The organism is Geomonas terrae (assembly GCF_004791675.1).
GTDB classification, from domain to species: domain Bacteria; phylum Desulfobacterota; class Desulfuromonadia; order Geobacterales; family Geobacteraceae; genus Geomonas; species Geomonas edaphica.
Map to the genome: position 1 here is coordinate 485,129 of NZ_SRSC01000001.1, position 25,206 is coordinate 510,334.

Genomic DNA, 25,206 nt, shown 5'->3' on the forward strand with positions numbered 1-25,206 from the left:
CCAAAAGCTTAGTGGGCTTCGCTCCAGTTCCGGCCGAAGTTCAGGTCGACCTTGAGCGGCACGGCAAGCGGCAGCGCCCCCTCCATCTCCGTGCGCACCAGCTCCTCCATCTGTTCCCGCTCGCGCTCAGGCACCTCGAAAACCAGTTCGTCGTGCACCTGCATGATCAGGCGGCTTTGCACCTGTTCCTCCTGCATGCGGCGAGAGACCCGGATCATGGCGGCCTTGATGATGTCCGCCGCAGAACCCTGGATCGGGTAGTTGGTGGCGTTACGCTGCGCGAAGGCGCGCACGTTGCCGTTTTTGCTCGCGATCTCCGGGATCTGCAGCCTCCTGCCCAGGATCGTGGTGACGAAGCCGCAGGTCTCTGCCTCGGCGATGCAGCTGTCGAGAAAGCTCCGCGCCCCCGCGTGCCGCTCGAAGTAGCTGTCGATGAAGGCCTTCGCCTGCTTGGGGGGCACCCCCAGCTCTTTGGCGAGAGAGAAGGCCCCCTGGCCGTAGATGACGCCGAAGTTGATCACCTTGGCCTGCCGTCTCATCTCGGAGGTCACCAGTTCAGGGAACATGCCGAACACCTCGGCCGCGGTGCGGCTGTGGATGTCCTCGCCGGCCGCGAAGGCGTCGCAGAGCACCCGGTCGCCGGAGAGGTGCGCAAGCACCCTGAGCTCGATCTGGGAGTAGTCCGCGGAAAGGATCAGGCTTCCCGGCTCGGCGATGAAGGCGCGCCGGATGCCGCGTCCCTCCTCGCCGCGTACCGGTATGTTCTGCAGGTTCGGGTCCGATGAGGAGAGCCGGCCTGTGTTGGTGACCGCCTGGTTGTAGGAGGTGTGCACCCTCCCGGTCCTCGGATCGATGAGCCTCGGGAGCGCGTCGGTGTATGTCGACTTGAGCTTCGAGATGCTTCGGTACTGCAGCAGAAGCCGCGCCACCTCGTGTTCCTCGGCAAGGCGCTCCAGCTCCTCCACGTTGGTGGACCAGGCCGTCTTCCCCTTGGTCTTCTTCCCCGAGGCAAGCCCCATCCGCCCGAAGAGCATCTCGCCCAGCTGTTTCGGGGAGTTGATGTTGAAAGGGCCGCCGCAGTGCGCGTGGATCTTCGCCTCGAGCTCGATCAGCTGCTGGCCGAAACCGGTCGAGAGTTCCTTCAAAAGCTCCACGTCGAGCTTCACCCCTTGCAGCTCCATGTCGGCCAGGATCTCCATTAGCGGCATCTCGACCTCGAAGAGGAGCTTTTCCATACCCTGCTCGCGCACCTTGGGAAGCAGGATCTCGTGCAAAAGGAAGGTCGCGTCGGCGTCCTCGCAGGAGTAGGGGCCGGCCCGGTCCAGGTCGACCTCCGAGAAGTTCAGCTCGCACTTGCCGCTTCCCACCACCTCGGAGTAGGAGATCATGCGGTGGTCCAGGTACTCGAGGGCCAGTGCGTCCAGCCCCTGGCTGTTACGCGAAGGGTTCACCAGGTAGGCGGCCAGCATGGTGTCGCACCAGATGCCTGAAAGCTCGGTGCCGGAGAGCTTCAGCACCTGGTAGTCGTACTTGAGATTCTGGCCGATCTTCTTGCGGTTCTGGTCGGCGAGGAGCGGTCCCAGAAGCTGCAGCACCAGCTCCTCGGAGAGCTGTTCGGGCGCGCCCAGGTAGCGGTGCCCGACCGGGATGTAATACGCCTCGTGCCCGTGGCAGCTCACGGCGTAACCGACGATGCGCGCATCGTAAGGGTTGAGGCTCGTGGTCTCGAGATCGATGGCGAAGGCGGGGGCCTTTTCGAGCTTCTCCACCAGCGCGCGCAGCTCGGCCTCGGTGAGGACGACGGAATAGCGCTCGCAGGAGAGCGTAGGCGAACTGGTCAGGTCCTTTAAAAGGGTGGCGAAGCCGTACTCCCTGAAGAGCGCGGCAAGGCGCCGGTTGTCCGGCGGGGTCACCGCGAAGTCGTCGATGTCGTACTCGATTGGGACGTCGCAGTCGATGGTCGCCAGGGTTCGGCAAAGACGTGCCTGGTCCGCGAACTCGACGAGCCGCTCGCCGGTCTTCCCCTTCACCTCGCCGGCGCGCGCCAAGAGTTCGTCCAGCGTGCCGTACTCCAGCAGGAGCTTCTTCGCGGTCACCTCGCCCACACCCGGTACGCCGGGGATGTTGTCCGAGGTGTCCCCCCAGAGGGCGAGCACATCCACCACCCGCGCCGGCTCCACGCCGAACTTCTCGATGACGTCGGGGATGCCGAAGCTCTTCTCCTTCATGGTGTCGAGAAGGGTCACGTGCTCGGTGACGATCTGCATCAGGTCCTTGTCGCCGGTGACCACCACGCAGTCGAGCCCCGCGCTTTCGGCCTTTTTCGCGATGGTCCCGATGATGTCGTCGGCCTCCCACCCCGGAAGCTCCAGGGCTGGGATATTGAAGGCGCGCACCATCTGCTTGATCGGCGCGATCTGCTGGGCTAAGTCCTCGGGCATGGCGCTTCGGGTCGCCTTGTAGGCGGGGAAGAGCTCGTTTCTGAAGGTGTGCTTACCGGCGTCGAAGATCACCGCCACGTGGGCCGGGGCCCGGTCCTTCATTACCTTCAGAAGCATCTGCGTGAAGCCGTAAAGCGCGTTGGTGGGGAAACCGTTAGGCGAGCTCAGGTGGCGTATGGCGAAGTAGGCGCGGTAGATATAGGATGAACCGTCCAGAAGGTACAGGGTCTCTCTTTCAGCGGTCACCTAATTCTCCTCTTTGGTGAAGACTACGAAGGCCATGGAAGGACGCTTGCTCGCGTCCCGCATGGCGAACTGCATGGCGTCGAATTTCCACCCCTTGCGGGTCCATTCGTTGAGCGCTTCCTCGATGGTGTCCTCTGAAACGTGGCCTATCTCGACGACCTTGTACTGCAGCATAAATACTCCTCATGATTGGCATTTCCGGGCCATATTATCCGATAAACCCCTGTGCTTCAAGGCGAAATGTTCTGTTGCAAAAAAGGGTCAAACTGTTATGATTCTCAAAAAACTAAAAGGGGGTGCAACAAGTTCAGGCAGTTAGGTTTTCGATGTCAACCAACCAGGCAAAAGGGGAGCCAGCATGGCAAGAAACGACGAAGAGACCATCGACCAATTGGCGCAACAGATGGAAGTTAACCTGGCAGTCGACTACGAGAAAAAGGACTTGAAGGCACAAAGAGAGCAGGTGAAACAGCACCTGTATGATGGCTCCAAGAAACTGAAACACACCGTACCCAAGGGAAAGCGGATTTAAAAGGAGAAGGAAATTACGGGGAGGGGGCTTGAGAGAACGGCTCCCTCCCCTTAAATTTGCGGTTTAGATTTAGCACTGTGCGCCGTGCGGCGCATCATCCGGAGGAAAGAGATGGCGATCGTCAGGTACAACCCGCTGAGTGAACTGAGAAGCATGCAGGACAAGATGAACCGGCTGCTGGACCTGGCCTGGACGCGCGAGGTAGGTGAAGAGATCAGGGAGGGCGTCTGGCAGCCCCCCGCCGACGTCTACGAGAGCAACGCAGCGGTCACCATCAAGGTGGAGCTACCCGACGTGGAACTCGACGACATCGACATCAGGACCGAGGAACAGACACTGACCATCAAGGGTGAAAGAAAGCACGGCGAGGAGATCCGCAAGGAGAACTTCCACCGCATCGAGCGCTACTTCGGCCCCTTCCAGAGAAGCTTCGCCATTCCCGCCGACTTCGACCTCGCGCATCTGAATGCGAGCTGCGACAGCGGCGTCCTCACCATCACCATCCCCAAGACCATCACCGTGGAGCTCGCCTAGCTCACCCCTCGTTCATGCTGCCGGTGCGGTACCCCTGCAGGTCGAGTGAGACGTAGGTGAACCCTGCCTGCCGGAAGAAGTCCACCGTGCGCCGGCGCAACGCCGGCTCGAGCATGCGCGGCAATTCGTCCTCGGAGAGCTCGATGCGCGCGCTCTCCAGGTGGAAGCGTACCCGGTACACGCGGAAGCCCTCCCCCTTCAGAAACTCCTCGCAGCGCTCGACCTGGTTCAGCCGCTCGCCGGTGATCTCGGTCCCGTACGGGAAACGGCTCGCCAGGCAGGCGTAGGCCTGCTTGTCCCAGGTGGGAAGGCCGAGCCCACGGGAGAGTTCCCGGATGTCGGATTTCGAGAGCTCCGCCTCGAGTAGCGGTGAGCGCACCTTGAGTTCGCAGGCGGCGACCCGCCCCGGGCGGTAATCCCCCAGGTCGTCGGTGTTGCTGCCGTCGGCGACGCAGGAGAAGCCTTTCTCGCGCGCCTTGTCGCTGCAGATGCGGAAGAGCTCGCTCTTGCAGTGGTAGCAGCGGTCCTTCGGGTTATGGCTGAATCCCGGTATTTCCAGCTCGTTGGATTCGACGAGGATCTGCGTCGCGCCAATCACGGCGGCCAGACGCTTCGCCTCGTTAAGTTCCGATTCCGGATAGGTGGGGGAAGTTGCGGTGACGGCAAGGACGCGCCCGGTTCCGAGCGTGTCGCAGGCCGCCTTGAGGAGAAAGGTGGAGTCGACCCCGCCCGAGAAGGCGACGAGGACCGAACCCATTTCGCGCAGGATCTCCTGCAGCTTGCGGTATTTTTCCTGGGGAGTGCCCATCTTTCCTCTTGATAGCACCGTCAGACGGGGCCGCCCCAGTTGCAGTCACAGCTGGTGCGCCGCGGCTGCAGTCGCATTGCTTGTCGTTGCCGACGTCAGATGAAGTACATGAAGCGGTGGTCCTGCTCCCGCTTGATGCCGATCGCCTCGCCCCTGTCGCACAGGGTCTTCAGCGTCACCGACTCAAAGAACTCGTTCAGCCTGGAGTTCGACTCCTCCCAGACCGTCTGGGTCACACAGCTTCCGTCGAAGCCGCACTCCCCCTTCCTACGCCCCGAGCAGTCCACGATCAGGGTATCCCCCTCGGTCGCCTCGATGACGGCACGCACAGTGATCTCTTCCGGGCTCTTGGCGAGGCAGTACCCCCCCTGCGGCCCGCGCTTGCTCTTCAGGATGCCGTGTTTCTTGAGCCCCTGGAATATCTGCTCGAGGTAACGCGGCGATATGTCCTGCCGGCGCGATATGTCTTGGATCTGGGCGGGCTGACTCCCGGCGTTGTATGCGATGTCGAAAAGAGCCCTCAAGCCGTAACGGCTTTTGGTCGAAAGTCTCATGGCTGTATCTCCCGCTGATGGTTGTTAAGCGAAGATACAATACCACATTTTTCGTGTCAACAATATAAACAATCGTATGCCTGAATTTACCCCCTCAGACACGCGGCATATCACCAGTAACGCTGCGGAGGCTCAACCCTTTCCACCAGGACGATGAAACCGTCAATGACCTGGAACACGTCTCCGTAGGCGTTTGTCCACTTGTCCCCCTCCTCGAGCGGCGTCGGAACCTCCCTGCTCCCGAGGAACACCTCGGCGTCGTCGATGTAGGCGTACCACTCCAGACTGCCGTTCATCCAAATCTTGTTCTTGATTTCCATTAGACCTCCGTCCCGATTTTTCTCATGATCTTACTGAAAAGTATACGGGGCGGTCAAGCACCACCCGTTTTCGCTTGTTGCCGGGGGCGCTTTTTGCTATTTAGAGAGGACATTTTCCCTTGGGGGTTTTCACTATGAAATTCACGAAGATGCAGGGCGCCGGCAACGATTACGTCTACGTCGACTGCTTTAAAGAAAAGGTGCAAGATCCCGCCGCGGCTGCCATCAAGGTTTCCAACCGCAACTTCGGCATTGGCTCCGATGGCCTCATCCTCATCATGCCGAGCGAAGTGGCCGACGTGAGGATGCGCATGTTCAATTCGGACGGTTCCGAGAGCGAGATGTGCGGCAACGGCATCCGCTGCGTCGCCAAGTACGCCTACGACCACGGCATCGTCTCGAAAAAGGAGATCACCGCCGAGACGGGCGCCGGCATCCTCACCCTCCAGCTCTTCACCGATGGTGGCAACAAGGTTGAGAAGGTGCGGGTCAACATGGGGCCGCCGCGTCTGACCAGGAAGGAGATCCCGATGCTCGGGAATCCGGACGAGAAGGTGGTAAGCGCGCCTCTCAACGTGCTGCATTCCACCTTCAACATCACCTGCGCCTCGATGGGGAACCCGCACTGCGTCATCTTCGTGGACGATGTCGGCAACTTCCCGGTCGAAAAATACGGCCCGATCATCGAGAACCACGAGCTCTTCCCACGCCGGACCAACGTGGAATTCGTGCAGGTTGTTTCCCGCACCGAGATACGCCAGCGGACCTGGGAGCGCGGCGCCGGCGAAACACTCGCCTGCGGCACCGGCTCGAGCGCCGTGACCGCGGCGTGCGTCCTGAACGGGCTCACCGAGAAGAAGATATTGAACCACCTTTTGGGGGGCGACCTCGAGATGGAGTGGAGCGAGGACGGCAACATCTACATGACCGGCCCCGCCGTCGAGGTGTTCAGCGGCGAGATCGACATCTGAGCGACAGAAAGCCCTGTTTGCGTTAGTTTGCGAATCCCTCTCCCAAAGGGAGAGGGGATGTGGACGATGAGATCGAAGATCGTCCCGATCACGATTTTAAAAGGAATCACTATGACCTGCCCCATCTGCACCAAGTGGGAGGACGACGAGGAACAGCGGGTCGTCGAACTGGAACACACGCTGGTTTCCCTGAACCGTGACCAGTTCTTTCCCGGCTACTGCTTCGTCTATACCAAGACGCACGTAACGGAGCTCTTCCATCTGGACGAGTCGGTCCGAAACGGGGTGATGGCGGAGGTGTGCGCCGTCGCCGAGGCGCTCTACAACGCGTTCAACCCGGACAAGATCAACTACGAGCTGCTAGGCAACATGGCGCCCCACATGCACTGGCACATCGTGCCGCGCCGCTCGGGTGATCCCCTCTGGCCCCGCCCGCACTGGAGCGAGCCGCACCAGGAGCTGATCCTCAAAAGCGAGGAATATCTGGAGCGGGCGGCGCTGATCCGGACCCACCTGGAGAAACTCGAAGCAAGGGAGGAGCGGTAATGGATCTTCTGGGCGCCCACGTCTCCATTTCGGGAGGCATCCATAACGCCGTTGATCGCGGCGTGGCTGCGGGATGCGGTTTCATCCAGGTCTTCACCCAGAACGCTAACCAGTGGCGCGGCAAGGCGATCTCGGACGCCGACGCCAAGCTCTTCAGGGACAAGCTCGCCGCCAGCGGCATCGCCGGTGCCATGAGCCACGACATCTACCTGATCAACCTGGCGGCCGCCCCGGGCGACGTGAAGGACAAAAGCCTCCTCGCCTTCCGGGAAGAGTTGCAGCGCTGCGCGAAGCTCGGCATCGACAAAATCGTCATGCACCCCGGCTCTCATAACGGCGACGGCGAAGAGACCGGCCTGAGGCGCGTCTGCGAGGCGTTCGACCAGCTCCTTGCGGAAGTTCCGGAGTTCACCGGCAAGGTGCTCCTGGAGAACACCGCCGGCCAGGGGAGCAACCTCGGCTACCAATTCCAGCACCTGAAGGCCATCATCGAAGGTTCCTCGTACCCGACCCGCTTCGGCGTCTGCTTCGACACCTGCCACGCCTTCGCCTCGGGCTACCCCATCGCCGACCGGGACGGCTACCGCAAGACCTTCGACGAGTTCGACGCCCTTTTGGGGATCGAGCGGCTCATGGCCTTCCACCTGAACGACTCGAGGAAGGGGCTCGGCTGTAAGGTGGACCGCCACGAGCATATAGGCGCCGGAGCCCTGGGGCTCGAGGCCTTCCGCCTCATCATGAACGACCCGCACTTCGCCCTGGTCCCGAAGGTGATCGAGACACCCAAGGGGGACGATGACGAGATGGATGCGGTGAACCTGAAGCTGCTGCGGAGCCTGGTCGAAAGCTGATCGGCCCTGCAAAGGGGGTTAGCATGCGCGAGAAGGTGGAGATCTTCCAGGGTGACATCACGAAACTCACGGTGGACGCCATCGTGAACGCGGCCAACAGCTCGCTTCTGGGCGGCGGGGGCGTCGACGGCGCCATCCACCGGGCCGCCGGGCCGGAACTTCTGGCCGAGTGCCGCACCATCGGTGGGTGCCCGACCGGCGAGGCACGCATCACGGCGGGGTACCGCCTCCCGGCGCGCCACGTGATCCACACGGTTGGGCCGGTCTGGCAGGGAGGCAACCACGGCGAGCCCGCGTTTCTGCGCTCCTGCTACCGCAACTGCTACCGTCTCGCCCGCGAAAGCGGGCTGGCAACGATAGCCTTCCCCGCCATCAGCACCGGGGTCTACGGCTATCCCATGCGTCTGGCCTGCCGCATCGCGCTGGAGGAGGCGAAGTCGGCGCTCGAGAGCAACCCCGAGCTCGCACGTATCGTCTTCGTCGCCTTCTCACCGGAGGCGGCCGGGATCTACCGGGAAACGATGGAGGAGGTTTTTTAGTGAAGGCTGTGATCCAGAGGGTGAAAACGGCGAGCGTACGTGTGGATGGCAAGGTGGTGGGCGAGATCGACCACGGCATCCTGGTGCTGCTCGGCGTCGAGATCGGCGACTCCTGCAAACAGGCGGACTGGCTGGCCGAGAAGATCGTGAACCTCAGGATCTTCACCGACGAACAGGGGAAGATGAACCTGGCCCTGGCCGACGTGAAGGGGGAGATGCTGGCGGTCTCGCAGTTCACCCTGGCCGGAAACTGCTCCAAGGGGAGGCGCCCCTCGTTCGACACCGCGGCCGATCCGGCCGAGGCGAACCGCCTCTACAGCTACTTCATGGGGAAGGTCTGGGAGCTCGGCGTGCCGGTGCAAAGCGGGATCTTCCAGGCGGATATGGAGGTGTCGCTCGTGAACGACGGTCCAGTCACCTTCATCCTGGAGACCCCGCGCACCCGGTAATCACATCAACGGACGCACCTCATCCACCTTGAAGTACGCCACCCGGCTCACCTGCGCGCTTGCCTGCGGGCTTGCCACCAGCGCTGTCCGTTCCTTTATCTCGTTCAGCAGTTCCCCTTCCCCCTTTTCCTCGATCATGGTCAGGGTAAGCCTCCAGCCGCTGTACCCCCTGGAAGGCGCGAGATAGAGGTAGCTCGCGTGCGGGTTCTGCCTCAGGTTCTCGATGCTGCGCCCCTCGCTGAATCCCCAGGCCAGGGTCTCCTCGTCCACCACGTACGGTAGGGCAAAGACGGCGAGATTGACCACGCCGTTTGCGTCGGCCGTTCCGATTATGCCGCGCCCACCCTCCGGAAACAGTTCCGCAAGTTTCATGAGTTCCGCCCCCTTTTTCCTTTAAGCTGTTGAACCACTATGATAATCTAACAGGCTCGAAAGCTTTGTCCATCGCCCACATGAGAGCCGCCGCACCGCCAATGAGGAAGACCAAGTGGAGCTGAAGACCATACTGGAAGCGCTGTACCAAAACCGCTCGCAGGCGCATCTCGCCAACGACCCACTCTCCTTCTGCCACCGCTTTCAAGCGCCTGAGGACCAGGAGGTTGCCGGACTGATCGCCTCCTCGTTCGCCTACGGCAACGTGAAGATCATCAAGAAGAACCTCACGGTGATCTTCGACGCGATGGGCCCCTCCCCGCGCCGCTTCGTGGAACGGTTCGATCCGGTCGACGGGGTGCGCCTTTTCGCCGGCTTCAAGCACCGATTCAACGACGGTCGCGACCTGAGCGCCCTGCTCCTTGCCTGCCGCATCATGGTCGAGGAGGCGGGTTCCGTAGAAAAGTGGCTCCTGCGCTTCCACGACCCGGCAAACGAAGACATCACCGGGACACTTTCCGGCTTCAGCGAGGCTGTGAAAGCGCTCGACCTCGCCCCGGTCTTCGGCCCCGGCGGCGTCCCGAAAGACGCCTACTTCCCCTTCTTCTTCCCCTCCCCCGCTTCGGGGAGCGCCTGCAAACGCCTCTGCATGTACTTGAGATGGATGGTGCGCCCGGCGGACGGCATCGACCTCGGCATCTGGAAGGGGATCTCACCGACGCAGCTCGTGATCCCGGTGGACGCCCACATCCAGCGCATCTGCCGCTTCCTGGGCTTCACCGGCAGGAAGCAGGGGGACTGGCGCATGGCCTGTGAGATCACGCGCGCCCTGCGCGAGCTCGACCCGCAGGACCCGGTGAAGTACGACTTCTCCATCTGCCACCTGGGGATTTCGGAGGGGTGCGACGGCAAGGACCGTCTCAAGTGCGCCGCCTGTCCCATCGGGGATTTCTGCTCCGCGGGAACGGAGTGATGCCGCAGTTTCCGGCCTACCTGCACGGGTTCGCCTTCGCGCGCCAGGTGGGCGAGGTTCGCGCCGCCACGCCGGCCGAGGTGGGACCGGCCTTCGAGGCGCTGGAGCGTCAGGTGGCGACGGGGCTCCACGCCGCCGGCTTTGTCTGCTACGAGGCGGCCTCGGGCCTCAACGAGGCGCTCCCCGCCTGCTCCCCCCACGCCATGCCGCTTTTGTGGTTCGGGCTCTACGAGGAGCGCCGCGCCGAACCTTTCCCACGGCACGACGCCCCTTTTCGCTGCACCGACTGGCGCCCCTCGCTCGGAGAGGAGCAGTACGGAAGCGCGGTCGGGACGATCCGGGAGTTGATCGCAGCGGGGGAGACCTACCAGGTCAACTTCACCCTGCGCCAGCGTTTCGCCTTCGCGGGGTGCCCGCGCTCCTTCTTCAGCGAGCTCTGCCGCAGCCAGCCCACACCCTACAACTGCTACCTCGAGTGCGGCCGATGGCGGATCCTCTCCGCCTCCCCCGAGCTTTTCTTCTCCCTCACGGGCGAAAGGCTCGTCACCCGTCCGATGAAGGGGACCGCGCCGCGCGGGCGCTGGTGGGAAGAGGATGTCGCACGGAGGGAACAGTTGCGCCACACCCCGAAGGAAGCGGCCGAAAACCTGATGATCGTCGACCTGCTGCGCAACGACATGGGGATGGTGTCGCGGACCGGATCGGTCCGGGTGACCTCGCTCTTCGACGTGGAGAGCCACCCGACGGTGCACCAGATGACCTCCACGATCGAGTCGCGTCTCAATGAAGGGGTGACGCCGCGGCAACTGTTCCGGGCCCTCTTTCCCTGCGGCTCGGTGACCGGAGCACCCAAACGCAGGAGCATGGAGATCATCGAACGGCTGGAAGACGACCCGCGCGGGCTCTACACCGGCAGCCTCGGCTACTTCTCCCCCGGCGGCGAGGCGAAGTTCAGCGTAGCCATACGGACCGCCGTCATCGACAGCGAGAACGGTTGCGGCGAAATCGGCATCGGCAGCGGGATCACCTGGGATGCCACCCCTGACGCGGAGTACCGCGAATGCCTGGAGAAGGGGCGTTTCGCCCGGGAGGAGCGGCCTGAGTTCCACCTGATCGAGTCGCTTTTGCACGAAGACGGCTGCTATTTCCTGCCGGAGCGGCACATGGAAAGGCTTGAGAAATCGGCAGGCTACTTCGCTTTCCCGTTCGACGCAGCAGTTGTGCGACGGAGGCTTTCAGAGGCGGCGACCGGCCTCGATCGTGCGCGGCGTTACAAGGTGCGTCTTCAGCTCTTTCCGGACGGCACCGTGAGCTGCGAGGCTGCGGAAATACATGAGCAGGCCGCCGAGCTGAAGGCCGCCTTCGCGCGACAGCGAGTCGACTCAAACGATCCCTTTCTCTACCACAAGACGAGCCGCCGCGAGCTGTACCAGCAGGAGCTTTCCGGGCGAAGCGGGGTGCAAGAGGTGATCTTTCTCAACGAACGGGACGAGATCACCGAGGGGACCTACAGCAACGTCGTCGCGCGGATCGACGGCCGCGACTACACCCCTTCGCTGTCGTGCGGGCTTCTCCCGGGAACCCTGCGCGAGGAGTTGCTGGCGCGCGGGGAGATCAAGGAGAAGATCCTGAAGCGGGAGGACCTCGAGCGGGCCGAGGCGGTTTATCTGGTAAACTCGGTGCGCAAGTGGCGCAAGGCGACGCTGGTACCGTGAGTCGTCCACGTCTCCTCTCCCTCCGGGAGAGGAGAACTAGCGGGAAATGATCGTCAATCTGCTTTTTCAACTAAACCGCACCATAAAGGAGGCAACACTATGGAAACATACGGTTTTCTGGGGCTAGGCATCATGGGAAGCGCCATGGCCAAAAACCTCATCAAGGCGGGCTTCAAGGTGAAGGTCTGGAACCGCTCTCCGGACAAGTGCGAGGAACTGGCCGCACTGGGAGCCGAGGTCGCGGCGACGGCAGCCGAGGTCGCCTCTTCCTGCACCATCACCATTGCCATGCTGGCCGACCCGGCCGCGGCGTACGAGGTCTGCTTCGGTCCGCAGGGAGTGCTGGAAGGGGTCGGCGCCGGGCGAGGCTACGTGGACATGTCCACCGTTGACGCCGGCACTGCCAAAGAGATCGCCGCGGCGGTGACCGCCAAGGGGGGAAGGTTCCTCGAAGCCCCGGTCTCCGGGAGCAAGAAGCCGGCCGAGGACGGCACCCTGATCATCCTGGCCGCCGGAGACCGCGGCCTCTTCGACCAGACCATGCCGCTCTTCGAGAAGATGGGGAAAAAGAGCCTCTTTCTCGGCGAGGTGGGGCACGGCGCGGAGATGAAGCTCATCGTCAACATGGTCATGGGTGGGATGATGACCATCTTCTGCGAGGGGATGGCGCTCGCCGACAAGGCCGGACTCGACAGCGCCGACCTGCTCGACGTACTCGACTCGGGCGCTCTGGCGAACCCGATGTTCAAGCTGAAGGGCGGACAGATGACCGGCGGCAACTTCGCCCCCGCCTTCCCGCTCAAGCACATGCAAAAAGACATGCGGCTTGCCGTCGCCTTGGGCGACGCGCTCGGGCAGCCGCTCTTCACCGCGGCAGCTGCCAATGAGAACTTCAAACGGGCCAAGGCCGCTGGTTTTGCCGATGAGGACTTCTGCGCGGTCTACAAGGCCATCAAGTCATGAAGAAGTTTCTCTCGACTGCAGCGGTGACGCTCCTTACCAGTGCGTTTCTCGATCCGCTGATCCAGTCCGGCCTGGACAAGCCGGTCCCCTGGCTCAGGGACTTCGGCATGGCGCTAGCCGGTGCGGCGTGCTTCTACATCCTGGTGAAATACCGTAACGACCTGTAACCGTGCTCGTGAACCTGGAGCTCAGTTTGCCGTTGACAAATAGCGACGGCTCCCTTATCCTGCACCCCAAAATTGAATAGAAAGACCTGCTTATCTAGAGTGGTGGAGGGAAAGGCCCTGCGAAGCCACAGCAACCGGTCCAAACGGGCGACAGGTGCTAAATCCTGCCGAAAGGCGAAGATGAGAAAGGCGCTTTTGAGCTATTGTCACACCCGAAAAGCCCCTTCTCACCTCGAGACGGGGCTTTTTTCGTGCCGCTTGCCGGCACCCGAGAGTACGAGAGAGACATGTCCTACGGCATCGTGACAGAACAGATCACCACCTTCGACACCGAGCTGCGCCTGGAAAGCGGCCGCATCCTCGGGCCGATCGATATCGCGTACGAGACCTACGGCACCCTGAACGAGGACCGCTCCAACGCCATCCTGGTCACCCACGCCTGGACCGGGAGCGCGCACTTGGCCGGGCGCTACAGCGAGGACGAGAAGCGAGGGGGGTGGTGGGACGACATAGTGGGACCCGGATGCCTGCTCGACACCGACCGCTACTTCGTCATCTGTTCCAACGTGATCGGCTCCTGCTTCGGCTCCACCGGTCCCACCTCGATCAACCCGAAGACCGGCAAGCGCTACAACCTCGCCTTCCCGGTGATCACCGTGCGCGACATGGTGAAGGCGCAGACCTTGCTCATCGACCGGCTCGGGATCAAGAAGCTCTTCTGCGTGTTAGGCGGGAGCATGGGAGGGATGCAGGCACTCGAGTGGGCGACCCAGTATCCGGACCGCATCGCCTCCGCTGTGGTGCTCGCCACCACGCCGAGGCCGTCGGCGCAGGCCATCTCGCTGAACGCCGTCGCGCGCTGGGCCATCTTCAACGACCCTACCTGGAAGAAGGGGGAGTACCGTAAGAACCCCAAGGACGGCTTGGCGCTCGCTCGCGGTATCGGTCACATCACCTTCCTCTCCGACGAGTCGATGACCGCGAAGTTCGGGCGCCGCTTCTCGGCCCGCGACGGCCAGTTCGACTTCTTCGGACAATTCGAGGTGGAGCGTTACCTAAACTACAACGGCTATAACTTCGTGGACCGCTTCGACGCCAACTCGTTCCTCTACCTCGCCAAGGCGCTCGACCTGTACGACGTCGCCGCCGGCTGCGAGTCGATGGAGGAGGCCTTCGCGCCGGTCTCGGCCCCGATGCAGTTCTTCGCCTTCACCTCCGACTGGCTTTACCCTCCCGCGCAGACCGAAGAGATGGTCGACACGCTGAATAAGCTGGGTAAAAAGGCGGAGTACCACCTGATCACCTCGGCCTACGGCCACGACGCCTTCCTCCTCGAACACCAGACCTTCACGCCGATGGTGCGGCAGTTCCTGGAAGGGATCAAACCGTAGGAGGCAGCAAAAAGGGCGGAGACCTGCATGGTCATCCGCCCTTTGTCGTTTCTTTTCCTTTGTTACGCCGCTACTGCCAGCCCATGATGGCGGCCACGTCCTCGTTGAGCACCATATCCTCGCCGCTCGGAATCGCGAACACCTTGACGCCCGAGTCCTCCGCGCTGATCAGCATCTCCCGATCGCCCTTGAGCGCTTCCTCGTCCTTTTTCAGGTCGACCTTGATGTCGAAGTGCTCCATCCCGCTCAGCGCCATGCCGCGCACCGGCCAGTCCTCCCAATCCTCACCGTAGGTGAAGACGATGGCATCGGGCTTGCCGGTGACGGCGATGTAGGCCCCGAGGTATTTGCGCAGACGGTAGGTCTCCATGTCGAGGGCGAGCTGGCAACGGGCGTCGCCGACCACCGCCTCGTCCACGACGGTCCGGCGGCTAACGCGACGCCCCACGATGCCAGCAAGCCCGCTCTTCTGGTTCAGGAACAGGTCGAGCTCGGTCGCCGAGACCCCCGCTTCGTTCACCATGAACGGGATGATACCGGCATCGATGTCGCCGCAGCGGGTCCCCATCATGACACCCTCCAGCGGGGTAAGCCCCATGCTGGTGTCGACCGACGCACCGTTACGCAGGGCACAGAGCGAGACGCCGTTGCCGGTGTGCACGGTGATCATGTTGCACTCCTCGAGCGGCTTGCCGATCAACTCCGCACCCCTGCGCGCCGCGTGCGAATGGGACTGCCCGTGGAAGCCGTAGCGCCTGATGCCGTGATTTTTGTACCACTCGTAGGGAAGCGGGTATATGTAAGCCATCTCAGGCATGGTCTGATGGAAGGCGGTATCGAAGATGGCGACCTGGGAAATTCCAGGCAGGAGCGCCTGCGACGCACGGATGCCGGCCAGGTTCGGGTTGTTGTGCAGAGGTGCCAGGGTCGCCACCTCCCGGATCGCATCGACCACGTTCTCGTCGATGAGCACCGATTTCGTAAAGCGTTCGCCCCCGTGCACCACGCGGTGGCCGACCGCGGTAATTTGGGCGACATCGGAGATGACACCGTCTTTATCGTTCGTCAGCGTGTTCAGGATCAACTGCAGCGCATCCTTGTGATCGGCGCACTCGCCGTCCAGGTGCCTCGGGTCATGCCCCGGCACCCTGTGCGTCACGAAGGAGTCCCCGACCACGATCCGCTCCACTTTGCCGGTCGCCAGAAGGGCCTGCCTGTTCCAGTCGTAAAGTTGGTACTGTGCCGAGAACCTTCTGCAGTTCAGGGTGAGAATTAGCATGCTGCCAAACTCCGATCCGGGCCTGCTGGATAAATTGAGCGGGCCCCGCTGCTTTGTAGCGTATCTAAGGGTGGGTACTGAAACGTCACCTACGATACGTGTGGAGATTATGATCGGTGGGGGTCATCACAGGGTCTTCACGGACTATCGCACGGCGGAACGTCCATAACTATCACTATCTGCGCGAAAGTGCAATTAGTAACGATGTCTTACAAAACGTACGCGGCGCGCTTTCCGACGGGAAAATGGCACTGGGCGGGTGATTATTCGCCCCTGCAGGGCAAGGATCAGGTTCTTGCAAAAGTGGATGGTCTTGCGCTCCAGCAGGGGGAGGGGGTGGCTCAATCCGATGATGGCGGAACAGATCCAGAGAAGCGAGGACGGGACTACTGGAGCGTCTTGCGCGGGTTGGTGAGGACGAAGTCGGCCGTCACCGGGCGGTGGTCGGAGGCATATCGGGTGCCGACCCAGCAACGCTGGGCCTTCAAGCCGGAAGTCGTCATGATGTGATCGATGCGCATCCATGAGGCGCGGATCGACGGCACCCTGTATTGTAAAACGTTGTGACCATAGGTGTAGCCGTAGCCCCTGCCGCTTTGCGTGAAGGCGTCGGCAAACCCGGCACTTCTGATGATCTCACAGACGAGCGACTGGTCCGGAGAGTTGAAGTCGCCGGCAACGATGCAATCGCCCCGCTCCTGCCCCAGGAACTCGGCGACACGTTCTGCCTGCAGGATCCTCGTCATAACATTCTCTTCGAAAAAATCAATGGCCGGGGGCAGGTACCAGGCACCTGACTGCACTTCGCGGAAGGCCTTCAGGCTCCATCTCGGTGTCTTGAAGTGGACGTTGTAGATGGAGATGTTCCGGGAGTTGACGCTCACACTGCAGCGCAGGAATGATTCCCCCTTCTCCTCCTGATAAGGGAGCTCATGCAGTTGGACGGCGGAGATGGGGTACCGGCTCGCAACGACGTACTGCCCGAGGTTCACTACCTGCCACCCCGCCAGGAAATCGGTCAGAGGTCCTTTCCCGACCTTTTGCGCGTCCTGGAAGAGCATTATGTCCGGGCGGCTGCGCCGCAGTTCATTGACGAGCGGCGCCAGATCGCCCTTGCCGTACTTGATGTTCCAGGTCATCACCCGCAGGACCGGCCCGGAAGCCACCGCGCTGCGTGGCGGCCACGACCAGTGCCACCCCATGACCGGCCCCAGCACCCAAAGGATTCCAGCAAGCGGCAACAAGGCCAACGGACGCGCATAACGAAAGGTAATCGGGGTGAGCAGAAGGCCGGGCAAGGTCCAGATCAGCTGTGGGAGGTAGAAGTTCAGCGCCGCCATCCAAAAACGGTCCGGGCCGAGCCAGTTGAGAACGGTGAGAGCGGCAATAAGGACGATGTAGGCGGCGTTGATGGCCAGAAGGAGGTTCAGCTTCATCGGGTTTCTCCCAACGCAGCACCGGAGCAATCCCCCTTCGCATCGCCATCGTTTCCATCCAGTCTCCCCGCCGGGGGAGCGCCATCGTCGGCTTCCGTGTACGTCTTACCGACGCTTTCGTTCCAGAAAGTGGCCATTTCATGTGGAAGCAGGTGCCAGTACTGCCCCTCATATTCCGTTTTGATGTGCATCAGCAGTTCGCGGTAAAAATCGCTTGGATACTCTTCGAACCCGGGATTGTCGTCGAAGTTCATGTAATCGGGGTGGGTGATCAGCAGCGCCATGCCTCCGTGCTCGGCGATCCAGCGCAATTTCTCCTTCCAGATGCGAATGTTCTTCTCACGGAACAGGATGAACATGGTGAAATCCTGCGGCAGGGTGTAAGGGAGCACCACGTATTCTCGCCCGGGAACCTTGGTGTGGTGCACAGGAAAGATCGTTCTCAGGCCATCAGACTGCGGTTCGAAAGGATCCGTGTCGAAGGCGGAGGCCTCATAGAGGATATCCAGACCGTGAAGCCAGTCGAAGTTGTGGTAGACGCATGGGGAACGGAACCCCACTGCACCCCATTCCTTCAGATATCGGTTGATTTGCACGGCATGTTCCGCAAAGACCTCCGGCGAGTCGTACAACTTGCGGTTGTGCTCCAGCCCATGCACGCCGACCTCGAATCCTTTGGCAACCAGCTTGTGGCGCAGGGCAGCGGGAAGGTCGTAATCGTGGGCAACGAAGTTGAAAGAGGACCGAAAGCCGAGTTCCTGTTCAAGCGTCATGAGACTTTCGCACCGTGTCAGGCCGCGCGCCGTATCGACATCGTGGGTCAGCACGACGGAGAAGCGCCTCCCCCCTGGCCACCCACCGAACCCCGGCGGGGTGGTGCCGGCCTTGGGATCTATCGGCCATATCGACCGGAAGAAGTAGCGCTTCGACTTGGCGACGATTCTGCGCAGAACGATCTGCAGCCGGCGCGACATCAATGGCTTGACTCGATAGTAGGCGCGCGCAATGGTCTCTTCACTGATCAGCTTCATGCATCGCTCCTTTGTCTGTCACCCGAGCAGATGGCGAGGCCATAAGATAAATCTAATTAGACAAACAGTGACAAAATATATACGAAGCCGCACGCAATGCAAGTACACACGGTGCTGACGCAAAGCCGCGAGGCCAAGCTTTTGGTCGAGACAGCCGCGGGAGGATGTGATATCTTTGCGCTTTCCGCCAGCCCCCGAGCCAGATGCATGGCCGGGACGCTCCCCGCAAGACCGCGATACGAGAAAGACCATGCCTCTGAACATCTACACCAGCAACCAGATGGAACGCCTGGTGGACCGCCTGGAAAAGGTGGTCCGCGCGCCGCGCCGCGTCCACTGCTCCCCTTTCGAGAAGGAGCTGATCGTGGTGCAGAGCAAGGGGATGCAGCGCTGGCTTTCCATGGAGCTCGCTGCCCGCATCGGGGTCTGGGCAAACGGCGAATTCCTCTTCCCCAACAAGTTCGTGGAACAGCTCTTCGCCAAGGTGCTCCCGGGGTGCCCGGAGGAGACCTCCCTCTTCTCCCCGGAGGTGATGACATGGCGGGTGCTGGGACTTTTACGGCAATCGGCGGGAAAGCCTGGCTTCGAGGAGATCGCGGGTTATCTTGCCGATGACCGGGACGGACTTAAGCGCATGCAGCTCGCCGGGCGCATCGCCGACACCTTCGACCGCTACACCATCTACCGCCCCGAGTTCCTGCCGGCATGGGAAAATGGGAAGGAAGAACACTGGCAGGCGCAGCTTTGGCGTGCGCTCACCGACGGCGTAGAACAGAAGCACCGCGCGCGCCTGCTGGAGGAATTCAGAAAGGCGCTCGATGCCGGAAGCGTCCCGGAGGAGCGCCGCATCTCCGTGATCGGCATACCGTCGCTCCCCCCCTTCCACCTCGAGATCCTGGCCCGCGTCGCCCGTCACACCGAGGTGAACCTGTTCCTTTTGAACCCCTGCCGCCAGTACTGGGGGGAGATCGTGTCGGAGCGGGAACTGGCCCGGCTGGAGAAGGAGGGAGACGGAGAGGAGCAGTGGTACGAAACCGGAAACCCGCTTCTCGCCTCCTGGGGCAAGCTCGGGCGGGACTTCTTCGAGGCAATCATCGACGGCTGCGGTGAACACGAACGGGAGGACAGCTTCCCTCCCCTGCCGCAGGGCTCGCTTTTGCACGAGGTGCAGGCGGACATCGTCGAGTTGCGCGGAGCCGACGCGGGGGTACGCCAGGCGGCACCGGACGACCGCTCCATCGAGGTGCACTCCTGCCACTCGCCGATGCGCGAGGTGGAAGTCCTCCATGACACGCTGATGGCCATGTTCGACGCCGACCCGTCCATCTCCCCACGCGACGTGCTGGTGATGACGCCGGACATCGAGGCGTACGCACCGTACATCTCCGCGGCATTCGGCAACCCCGAGCCGGGTGCGGAACGGATCCCCTACTCCATCGCGGACCGAAGCCTCAAGAACGAGGGAGAGGCGGCGCAGGCGCTTCTCTCCATCCTTGCTTTAAGCGGCGGGCGCTACGGCGTCGCGACGGTGCTCGACATCCTCGAATCCCCCCCGGTGGCGCGGCGTTTCAACCTCTCGGCGGACGAGCTCGAGACGGTGCGCGACTGGCTGAGGGAAGCGAACATCAGGTGGGGCATCGACGCGGCGCAGAGGGCCGAACAGGGAGTCCCCCCCTTCCACGAGAACTCGTGGGCCGCGGGGCTCGACCGACTGCTTCTGGGCTACGCCATGAGCGGCGACGGCCGCACCTTCTACAACGAGATCCTCCCCTTCGACAACATGGAGGGGGGCACGGCGCTGGTGCTCGGGCGCTTCATGAACTTCTGCGACAGGCTGTTCGCCGAAACGAAAGGACTCGCCCGACTGCGGACCCCGGCACAGTGGGTCCCGGTACTGCGCCAGATCCTGGACGACTTCCTCCTGCCGGACCGTGACGGGGAGCGCGAACTCCTTTCGCTGATCGAGATCGTTAAGAAGCTAGGAACGTGCGGCAGCGAAGCCGGTTTCGAGGAAGAAGTCGGCATCGAGGTGGTGCGCTACTGGCTGGGAGAGCAGTTAGGGAGCTCCGAGCGCGGCCTCGGCTTTCTCACCGGCGGCGTCACCTTCTGCGCCATGCTCCCGATGCGCAGCATCCCCTTCCCGGTGGTGGCCCTGATCGGCATGGACGAGGGGCAGTTCCCGCGGCGCAATCCGGCCCAGGGGTTCGACCTGATGACCAGGGAGCGTAGACCCGGCGACCGCTCGCCGCGCGACGAGGATCGCTACCTGTTCCTCGAGGCACTACTCTCCGCCCGCAAGCGGCTGCACATAAGCTACGTCGGTCAGAGCATCAAGGACAACGCCGAGCTCCCCCCCTGCGTGCTGGTGAGCGAACTCCTCGATTATCTGGGGCGCTGCTTCGTGACGACCGACGGGAAGAAGGCGGGGCAGGTGCGGCACCACCCGCTGCAGCCCTTCAGCCCGAAGTACTTCAGCGGCGCCGACGGGTTCTTCAGCTATTCGCAACAAAACTGCGCAGGCGCCGTCGCCAAGCTCTCCCCTCCCGTGCCCGCAGCCCCCTTCCTGGCAAGCCCGCTGGAGCCATGGGAGGAGGAAGGGACCGTCACAGTCAAGGCGCTGACCGACTTTTTGTGCAACCCGGCAAAGGAGCTGTTGCGGCGCAGGCTCGGCATCCGCATCGAGGAAAAGGACGATCCGCTGGAAGAGACGGAACCGTTCGCGCTCGGCTCCCTGGAGAAGTACCAGCTGGAACAGGAGATCGTCGCGGCCGTGCTGCGCGGTGAAGAGCTGGAGGTCCCCTTCGCGGTGGCGTGCGCGCGCGGCGACCTTCCCCCCGGGGTGTGCGGTGCGGCGCTGTACCAGAAGCTCGGCGAACCGGCGGCGGAGTTCGCAGAAAAGGTGCGCGAGGCTTGCGCAGGCGAGCCCCTCACCCCGCTGGACATAGATCTGAGCCTCCCCGCCGGTCGCATCGTGGGGCGCATCGAGGAGCTGCGTGGCGACGCCATGGTGCGCTACCGCTACACCGACCTGAAGGCAAAGGACCGGCTCCGGCTGTGGGTCGAGCACCTGGTGCTTAACTGCGTCGAGGCCGAAGGGTATCCCCTCGAGAGCACCTTCGTCGCCGCCAACGGCACCGTCCGCACCCCGGCCATCGAGGGTTGCGAGGCTGAGTTGAACCGGCTTCTCGAGCTCTACCGAACCGGCATGCGGGCGCCGCTCAAGTTCTTCCCGGAGACCTCGCTCGAGTACGTCAAGAAGAGCCGCGATCCGAAGCAGGCGGGAAAGGCGCTTTCCGCCGCCGCGGGAGTCTGGCGCGGTAGCGACTACAAGAAGGGGGAAGGAAAGGACCCGTACTGCCGCCGGTGCTTTGGCGAAGTCGCGCCGCTGGACGACGAGTTCCAGGCCCTCGCTCTCGCGGTTTGGGAGCCGATCCTGGACTACCAGTCGATGAAGAGCGCGAAGAAGACGAAGTAACCGCTCCCATCCCCTCCCCCCTATGGGGGAGGGTGGCCGCAGGCCGGGTGAGGGCGGCGCTACGAAGTGACGCAATTGCCCATTGCAACGCCCTCACCCCGCCCCTCTCCCGGTGGGAGAGGGAGGATTTATATGAAGAGATTCGACCTCCTACATACCCCGCTTGCCGAGCGCAACCTGATCGAGGCGAGTGCCGGCACCGGCAAGACCTTCACCATCGCCGGGGTCTACCTGCGCCTGGTCATCGAGGAAGAGCTCGACGTGTCGCGCATCCTTGTAGTGACCTTCACCGAGGCCGCGACGAAGGAGCTGAAGGAACGCATCAGGAAGAAGCTGAAGGACGCGGAAGAAGGCTTCCAGGCAGGGTCGAGCGACGACTTCCTAATCGCGGGGATCATGGAACGGACCGCGGATCACGCGCGGGCGAGAAGGCTTCTGGCGAGCGCCGTGCGCAGCTTCGACGAGGCCGCCATCTTCACCATCCACGGTTTCTGCCAGAGGATGCTGCAGGACAACCCCTTCGAGAGCGGCTCGCTCTGCGACACCGAACTCGTCACCGACCAGGGAAAGATCTTAAGCGAGATCGCCCAGGACTACTGGCGCATCAACTGTTACGGCGCCCCGGTGGCGCGGATCGCCGCGGCCGACCATGCGAAGGTGACCCCGGAGTCGCTACTGAAACTCGTAAAGCGGGTCAGCGGCGACCCGTACGCGGCCGTCGTCCCCGCCGCACCGGCCGCCACCGAGGAGATACCGGAGTGGCTCCTCGCGCTCAAGCGCAACTTCTTCGACTACCTACGCGCGGAACTCCCAAAGCGAAAGCGGCTGAAAAACGTCCGCTCCTTCGACGACCTCTTAGCCGACCTGCACGCCGCGCTGACCCGCACCGGTTCCACGCTCCCCAAGCTGATACGTGAGCGCTACCAGGCCGCCCTGATCGACGAATTCCAGGACACCGACCCGGTCCAGTTCGCCATCTTTGACGCCGTCTATCCCGCGGACTGCGAGCTCCCCTTCTTCCTGATCGGCGATCCGAAACAGGCCATCTACAGCTTCCGCGGCGCCGACATCTTCGCCTACATGGGGGCGGCAGAGGCGACCAAAAAGCGGCATACCCTGCTGCAGAACTTCCGCTCCGAGGCGACGCTCATCGAAGCGGTGAACGCGGTCTTCGACTCGCGCGAGCTCCCCTTCCTGCACGAAAAAATCGGTTTCAACAAGGTCGAAGCCGCGCCCAAGGAAAGCAGCGTCCTGAAGGAGAACGGCGAGCGCAAGGCACCGCTCAAGTTTTGGTTCGCCCCCCGCACCGAGCCAGGGAAACCGATCAACAAGGGAGACGCCTGGGAGCTCCTCCCGGAGACGGTGGCCTCCGAGATCGCACGACTCCTGCGTGACGCGAACGCTGGGAAGCTCGCCGTCGACGAGCTGAAAAAGGATGGCGAAGAGGAGCACTGGGAGCGGCGGCCGGTCCGGCCGCGTGACATAGCCGTCCTGGTGCGTGCGAACCATCAAGCGAAACTGATGCAGCAGGCGCTCACCCGCAGGGGGATTCCGAGCGTTCTCTGCAACGCTGGAAACCTCTTCGAATCCGAGGAGGCGACCGAACTGCTGAGGCTTTTGAGCGCCGTGGCGCAGCCGGGACACGAGGCGCTTTTGCGCGGCGCGCTGGCGACCGACTTGGTCGGCGTCACCGGCACCGAGCTCGCAGAGCTCATCGATGACGAGGACAAGTGGGAAGAGATCCTGGAAGAGTTCCGGGGCTACCACGACACCTGGAACGCCGGGAGCTGCATGGCGATGGCGCTGCAGTTCATGGAGCGGCGGAAGGTGCGCGAGCGGCTGCTCGCCGGGCCGATGGGGGAGCGACGCCTCACCAACGTGCTGCACGCGGTCGAGACGATCCACCAGGCCCAGGTGAAGGAGCGCCTCGGGATGGAAGGTGTCGTCACCTGGCTCTCCGGCCGCATCACCGAAGATCCCAAGAAAGAAGAGTACGAGGTACGCCTGGAGACGGACGAGGAAGCGGTACAGCTCGTCACCATCCACAAGAGCAAGGGGCTCGAGTACCCGATCGTCTTTCTCCCGTTCTCATGGGCCGAGCCCGGCAGCAAGGACGAGGGTGCGCTCTTTCACGACGGAAACGGTCGTGTCGTCCTCGACATCGGTTCACCAGAGATGGAACAAAGCCGGGCGAAGGCGGCACAGGAAGCGCTCGCCGAGAGCCTGCGCCTACTCTACGTCGCGTTAACCCGAGGTAAGCACCGCACCTACGTCATCTGGGGCGCCTTCAAGGACGCCGGCGACAGTTCGCTGCATTACCTGCTGCATCCGGGGCATAGCGCGGTAAAAGGGCAGGTGGCGATCTGCGACGACGACATCCTCGAGCGCCTGGCCGAGCTAGCAACCTCGTCCCCCGGCAACATCGAGGTGCTGACCATGCCGCCCGCCGACCTGCAGGGTTACCGGCCGAGCGAGGAGAAATCGCCCGAACTGGCACCCGTTGTTTTCACCGGCGCCATCTCCCGCGACTGGCGCGTGGCGAGCTTCACCTCACTTTCCAGCAGCCGGCACCACGCATCCCACACCGCCGAGTTCCCCGACCACGACGAGGAAAGCTTGGGCGAGGAAAACCCGGTGCGCGACGTGGAGCCTGCCGGTATCTTCGCCTTCCCCAAGGGGGCGAAGGCGGGCATCTTCCTGCACAAGATCTTCGAGGAGCTCGATTTCACGCAGAAGGCCGAGCGCCTCGCGCCACTGGTCGAGGGCGAGTTGGACAAGCACGGTTTCTCCGCCGACTGGAAACAGGCGGTGTGCGACATGGTGGGGAACGTCCTTGCGGCTCCGCTTGGAGAGCAGGGAATCACCCTGGCAGAGGTAGGGCCGGAGCGGCGCCTCACCGAGCTCGAGTTCTTCTTCCCCCTCGCGGCGCTTACTTCTGAGCGGCTGAAAGAAGCGGCGGAGCGTTTCATGGCCGCACAGGGGGCGGAGGTGGGCTTCCCGGTGGACATGGCCGAGCTTTTCTCCCGGCTCTCCTTCGCGCCGGTCCGGGGGATGCTGCTCGGTTTCATCGACCTCATCTTCGAGCACGGCGGGCGCTACTACATCGTGGACTGGAAGTCGAACCACCTGGGCAACGCTCCTTCGGACTACGGCCCTGCAGCTCTCAAACGTGAGATGGAGGAGAACTTCTATCCGCTGCAGTACCTCCTCTACACCGTGGCGCTCGACAACTACCTGCGGCTGCGTGTCCCGGATTACGACTACGACCGCCATTTCGGAGGGATTTTCTACCTCTTCCTCCGAGGTGTCGACGGCACGGGACACGGCGTCTTTGCCGACCGGCCGCCGAAGGAGTTCATCACCGAACTGGCCGCCGTGCTGTTGCCGGAGACGGTGCATCAGCCGGAAGCGCAGCCCTCACCCGCCTCCGGGTCAGAACCCTACGGTGGGCAAGACCCCGCCTCCGGGTCGGAACCCTACGGTGGGCAAAGCCCCGCCAGCGGACCGAACACCGGCGGGAGAGGGAACGCGGACAGGAAGAGCAAGAAAGCGTCGGATCAGCAGTTGAGTTTGGATTTGTTCTAAAGCGTTGATGTTTTTTGATTTACAGGTG

The 25,206-nt window shown here is 62.7% G+C and carries 23 protein-coding genes and 1 riboswitch; of the genes, 14 read left to right on the top strand and 9 right to left on the bottom strand.

Annotated features, from left to right (window positions below):
- Positions 1-8 precede the first annotated feature (8 nt).
- Positions 9-2,687 carry a DNA polymerase I gene (gene polA, locus E4633_RS02095; RefSeq protein WP_135868617.1) on the bottom strand — a complete coding sequence of 893 codons (2,679 nt, stop codon included), beginning with the start codon at positions 2,685-2,687 and terminating at the stop codon, positions 9-11.
- On the bottom strand, positions 2,688-2,861 hold the full coding sequence (locus tag E4633_RS02100) for a DUF4177 domain-containing protein (RefSeq protein WP_135868618.1): 174 nt from the start codon (positions 2,859-2,861) through the stop codon (positions 2,688-2,690).
- A 184-nt stretch (positions 2,862-3,045) separates the two neighbouring features.
- On the opposite strand from E4633_RS02100, the gene E4633_RS20485 reads away from it, so the two are divergent.
- Together E4633_RS20485 and E4633_RS02105 are read left to right on the top strand one after the other, a co-directional pair.
- Positions 3,046-3,219 (top strand): hypothetical protein, encoded by a 174-nt coding sequence (locus tag E4633_RS20485; RefSeq protein ID WP_198419372.1) that lies wholly within the window; start codon positions 3,046-3,048, stop codon positions 3,217-3,219.
- Between the two features lie 111 nt (positions 3,220-3,330).
- Positions 3,331-3,753: an Hsp20/alpha crystallin family protein gene (locus E4633_RS02105; RefSeq protein ID WP_135868619.1), complete on the top strand. Its 423-nt coding sequence runs from the start codon at positions 3,331-3,333 to the stop codon at positions 3,751-3,753.
- Position 3,754: 1 nt separating this feature from the next.
- Here the strand turns inward: E4633_RS02105 and larE are convergent, their stop codons facing one another.
- The 3 genes from larE to E4633_RS02120 all read right to left on the bottom strand — a co-directional run bounded on the left by larE (position 3,755) and on the right by E4633_RS02120 (position 5,435).
- On the bottom strand, positions 3,755-4,561 hold the full coding sequence (gene larE / locus E4633_RS02110) for an ATP-dependent sacrificial sulfur transferase LarE (RefSeq protein ID WP_135868620.1): 807 nt from the start codon (positions 4,559-4,561) through the stop codon (positions 3,755-3,757).
- A gap of 95 nt (positions 4,562-4,656) precedes the next feature.
- Positions 4,657-5,115, bottom strand: a complete 459-nt coding sequence (locus E4633_RS02115; protein WP_135868621.1) for an RrF2 family transcriptional regulator — start codon at positions 5,113-5,115, stop codon at positions 4,657-4,659.
- 110 nt (positions 5,116-5,225) lie between these two features.
- On the bottom strand, positions 5,226-5,435 hold the full coding sequence (locus E4633_RS02120) for a hypothetical protein (protein ID WP_135868622.1): 210 nt from the start codon (positions 5,433-5,435) through the stop codon (positions 5,226-5,228).
- A 134-nt stretch (positions 5,436-5,569) separates the two neighbouring features.
- Here E4633_RS02120 and dapF point away from each other — a divergent pair, with 134 nt between their 5' ends.
- The 5 genes from dapF to dtd all read left to right on the top strand — a co-directional run bounded on the left by dapF (position 5,570) and on the right by dtd (position 8,791).
- The gene (gene dapF / locus E4633_RS02125; RefSeq protein ID WP_135868623.1) at positions 5,570-6,406 is read left to right on the top strand and encodes a diaminopimelate epimerase; all 837 of its coding nucleotides are present in this window, start codon (positions 5,570-5,572) and stop codon (positions 6,404-6,406) included.
- 111 nt (positions 6,407-6,517) lie between these two features.
- Positions 6,518-6,952, top strand: coding sequence for an HIT family protein (locus tag E4633_RS02130; RefSeq protein WP_135869559.1), 435 nt, complete (start codon positions 6,518-6,520; stop codon positions 6,950-6,952).
- Positions 6,952-7,803 (top strand): deoxyribonuclease IV, encoded by an 852-nt coding sequence (locus E4633_RS02135; protein WP_135868624.1) that lies wholly within the window; start codon positions 6,952-6,954, stop codon positions 7,801-7,803. The genes E4633_RS02130 and E4633_RS02135 overlap by 1 nt, the downstream gene beginning before the upstream one ends.
- Before the next feature lie 23 nt (positions 7,804-7,826).
- A complete protein-coding gene (locus tag E4633_RS02140) occupies positions 7,827-8,342 on the top strand; it encodes an O-acetyl-ADP-ribose deacetylase (protein WP_135868625.1) in 516 nt (171 codons plus the stop codon).
- The gene (dtd, locus tag E4633_RS02145; RefSeq protein ID WP_135868626.1) at positions 8,342-8,791 is read left to right on the top strand and encodes a D-aminoacyl-tRNA deacylase; all 450 of its coding nucleotides are present in this window, start codon (positions 8,342-8,344) and stop codon (positions 8,789-8,791) included. Before E4633_RS02140 ends, dtd begins: the two co-directional genes overlap by 1 nt.
- On the opposite strand, the gene E4633_RS02150 is transcribed toward dtd, so the two are convergent.
- A complete protein-coding gene (locus E4633_RS02150; protein ID WP_135868627.1) occupies positions 8,792-9,163 on the bottom strand; it encodes a pyridoxamine 5'-phosphate oxidase family protein in 372 nt (123 codons plus the stop codon).
- A gap of 115 nt (positions 9,164-9,278) precedes the next feature.
- Between E4633_RS02150 and E4633_RS02155 the strand changes: the two genes are divergently transcribed.
- From E4633_RS02155 to metX, 5 genes are all read left to right on the top strand, one after another.
- Complete coding sequence (locus E4633_RS02155) at positions 9,279-10,136, top strand: TIGR02757 family protein (RefSeq protein WP_135868628.1); 858 nt, start codon at positions 9,279-9,281, stop codon at positions 10,134-10,136.
- Positions 10,136-11,851, top strand: a complete 1,716-nt coding sequence (pabB, locus tag E4633_RS02160; RefSeq protein WP_135868629.1) for an aminodeoxychorismate synthase component I — start codon at positions 10,136-10,138, stop codon at positions 11,849-11,851. Before E4633_RS02155 ends, pabB begins: the two co-directional genes overlap by 1 nt.
- 99 nt (positions 11,852-11,950) lie before the next feature.
- A complete protein-coding gene (locus E4633_RS02165; RefSeq protein WP_135868630.1) occupies positions 11,951-12,814 on the top strand; it encodes an NAD(P)-dependent oxidoreductase in 864 nt (287 codons plus the stop codon).
- Entirely contained in the window at positions 12,811-12,981 is a 171-nt protein-coding gene (locus E4633_RS20490) for a hypothetical protein (RefSeq protein WP_198419373.1), read from the top strand. The genes E4633_RS02165 and E4633_RS20490 overlap by 4 nt, the downstream gene beginning before the upstream one ends.
- Positions 12,982-13,068: 87 nt before the next feature.
- A riboswitch (SAM riboswitch) is annotated at positions 13,069-13,168 on the top strand.
- Between the two features lie 100 nt (positions 13,169-13,268).
- Entirely contained in the window at positions 13,269-14,372 is a 1,104-nt protein-coding gene (metX, locus tag E4633_RS02170; RefSeq protein WP_135868631.1) for a homoserine O-acetyltransferase MetX, read from the top strand.
- 70 nt (positions 14,373-14,442) lie between these two features.
- Here metX and E4633_RS02175 read toward each other — a convergent pair whose 3' ends face one another.
- The 3 genes from E4633_RS02175 to E4633_RS02185 all read right to left on the bottom strand — a co-directional run bounded on the left by E4633_RS02175 (position 14,443) and on the right by E4633_RS02185 (position 18,118).
- A complete protein-coding gene (locus tag E4633_RS02175; RefSeq protein WP_135868632.1) occupies positions 14,443-15,651 on the bottom strand; it encodes an acetate kinase in 1,209 nt (402 codons plus the stop codon).
- A 386-nt stretch (positions 15,652-16,037) separates the two neighbouring features.
- The gene (locus tag E4633_RS02180; RefSeq protein WP_246037868.1) at positions 16,038-17,087 is read right to left on the bottom strand and encodes an endonuclease/exonuclease/phosphatase family protein; all 1,050 of its coding nucleotides are present in this window, start codon (positions 17,085-17,087) and stop codon (positions 16,038-16,040) included.
- A complete protein-coding gene (locus tag E4633_RS02185) occupies positions 17,084-18,118 on the bottom strand; it encodes a polysaccharide deacetylase family protein (protein WP_246037869.1) in 1,035 nt (344 codons plus the stop codon). The genes E4633_RS02180 and E4633_RS02185 overlap by 4 nt, the downstream gene beginning before the upstream one ends.
- 250 nt (positions 18,119-18,368) lie before the next feature.
- On the opposite strand from E4633_RS02185, the gene recC reads away from it, so the two are divergent.
- Together recC and recB are read left to right on the top strand one after the other, a co-directional pair.
- The gene (gene recC / locus E4633_RS02190; protein ID WP_135868633.1) at positions 18,369-21,593 is read left to right on the top strand and encodes an exodeoxyribonuclease V subunit gamma; all 3,225 of its coding nucleotides are present in this window, start codon (positions 18,369-18,371) and stop codon (positions 21,591-21,593) included.
- A 132-nt stretch (positions 21,594-21,725) separates the two neighbouring features.
- Complete coding sequence (gene recB, locus E4633_RS02195) at positions 21,726-25,178, top strand: exodeoxyribonuclease V subunit beta (RefSeq protein ID WP_135868634.1); 3,453 nt, start codon at positions 21,726-21,728, stop codon at positions 25,176-25,178.
- Positions 25,179-25,206 lie beyond the last annotated feature (28 nt).

Excerpts from the sequence above, each read along its gene's own strand:
- E4633_RS02100 (WP_135868618.1), bottom strand. The coding sequence starts at position 2,861 with ATGCTGCAGTACAAGGTCGTCGAGATAGGCCACGTTTCAGAGGACACC.
- E4633_RS20485 (WP_198419372.1), top strand. The coding sequence starts at position 3,046 with ATGGCAAGAAACGACGAAGAGACCATCGACCAATTGGCGCAACAGATG.
- E4633_RS02105 (WP_135868619.1), top strand. The coding sequence starts at position 3,331 with ATGGCGATCGTCAGGTACAACCCGCTGAGTGAACTGAGAAGCATGCAG.
- larE (WP_135868620.1), bottom strand. The coding sequence starts at position 4,561 with ATGGGCACTCCCCAGGAAAAATACCGCAAGCTGCAGGAGATCCTGCGC.
- E4633_RS02115 (WP_135868621.1), bottom strand. The coding sequence starts at position 5,115 with ATGAGACTTTCGACCAAAAGCCGTTACGGCTTGAGGGCTCTTTTCGAC.
- E4633_RS02120 (WP_135868622.1), bottom strand. The coding sequence starts at position 5,435 with ATGGAAATCAAGAACAAGATTTGGATGAACGGCAGTCTGGAGTGGTAC.
- dapF (WP_135868623.1), top strand. The coding sequence starts at position 5,570 with ATGAAATTCACGAAGATGCAGGGCGCCGGCAACGATTACGTCTACGTC.
- E4633_RS02130 (WP_135869559.1), top strand. The coding sequence starts at position 6,518 with ATGACCTGCCCCATCTGCACCAAGTGGGAGGACGACGAGGAACAGCGG.
- E4633_RS02135 (WP_135868624.1), top strand. The coding sequence starts at position 6,952 with ATGGATCTTCTGGGCGCCCACGTCTCCATTTCGGGAGGCATCCATAAC.
- E4633_RS02140 (WP_135868625.1), top strand. The coding sequence starts at position 7,827 with ATGCGCGAGAAGGTGGAGATCTTCCAGGGTGACATCACGAAACTCACG.
- E4633_RS02150 (WP_135868627.1), bottom strand. The coding sequence starts at position 9,163 with ATGAAACTTGCGGAACTGTTTCCGGAGGGTGGGCGCGGCATAATCGGA.
- pabB (WP_135868629.1), top strand. The coding sequence starts at position 10,136 with ATGCCGCAGTTTCCGGCCTACCTGCACGGGTTCGCCTTCGCGCGCCAG.
- E4633_RS02165 (WP_135868630.1), top strand. The coding sequence starts at position 11,951 with ATGGAAACATACGGTTTTCTGGGGCTAGGCATCATGGGAAGCGCCATG.
- E4633_RS20490 (WP_198419373.1), top strand. The coding sequence starts at position 12,811 with ATGAAGAAGTTTCTCTCGACTGCAGCGGTGACGCTCCTTACCAGTGCG.
- metX (WP_135868631.1), top strand. The coding sequence starts at position 13,269 with ATGTCCTACGGCATCGTGACAGAACAGATCACCACCTTCGACACCGAG.
- E4633_RS02175 (WP_135868632.1), bottom strand. The coding sequence starts at position 15,651 with ATGCTAATTCTCACCCTGAACTGCAGAAGGTTCTCGGCACAGTACCAA.
- E4633_RS02180 (WP_246037868.1), bottom strand. The coding sequence starts at position 17,087 with ATGAAGCTGAACCTCCTTCTGGCCATCAACGCCGCCTACATCGTCCTT.
- E4633_RS02185 (WP_246037869.1), bottom strand. The coding sequence starts at position 18,118 with ATGAAGCTGATCAGTGAAGAGACCATTGCGCGCGCCTACTATCGAGTC.
- recC (WP_135868633.1), top strand. The coding sequence starts at position 18,369 with ATGCCTCTGAACATCTACACCAGCAACCAGATGGAACGCCTGGTGGAC.
- recB (WP_135868634.1), top strand. The coding sequence starts at position 21,726 with ATGAAGAGATTCGACCTCCTACATACCCCGCTTGCCGAGCGCAACCTG.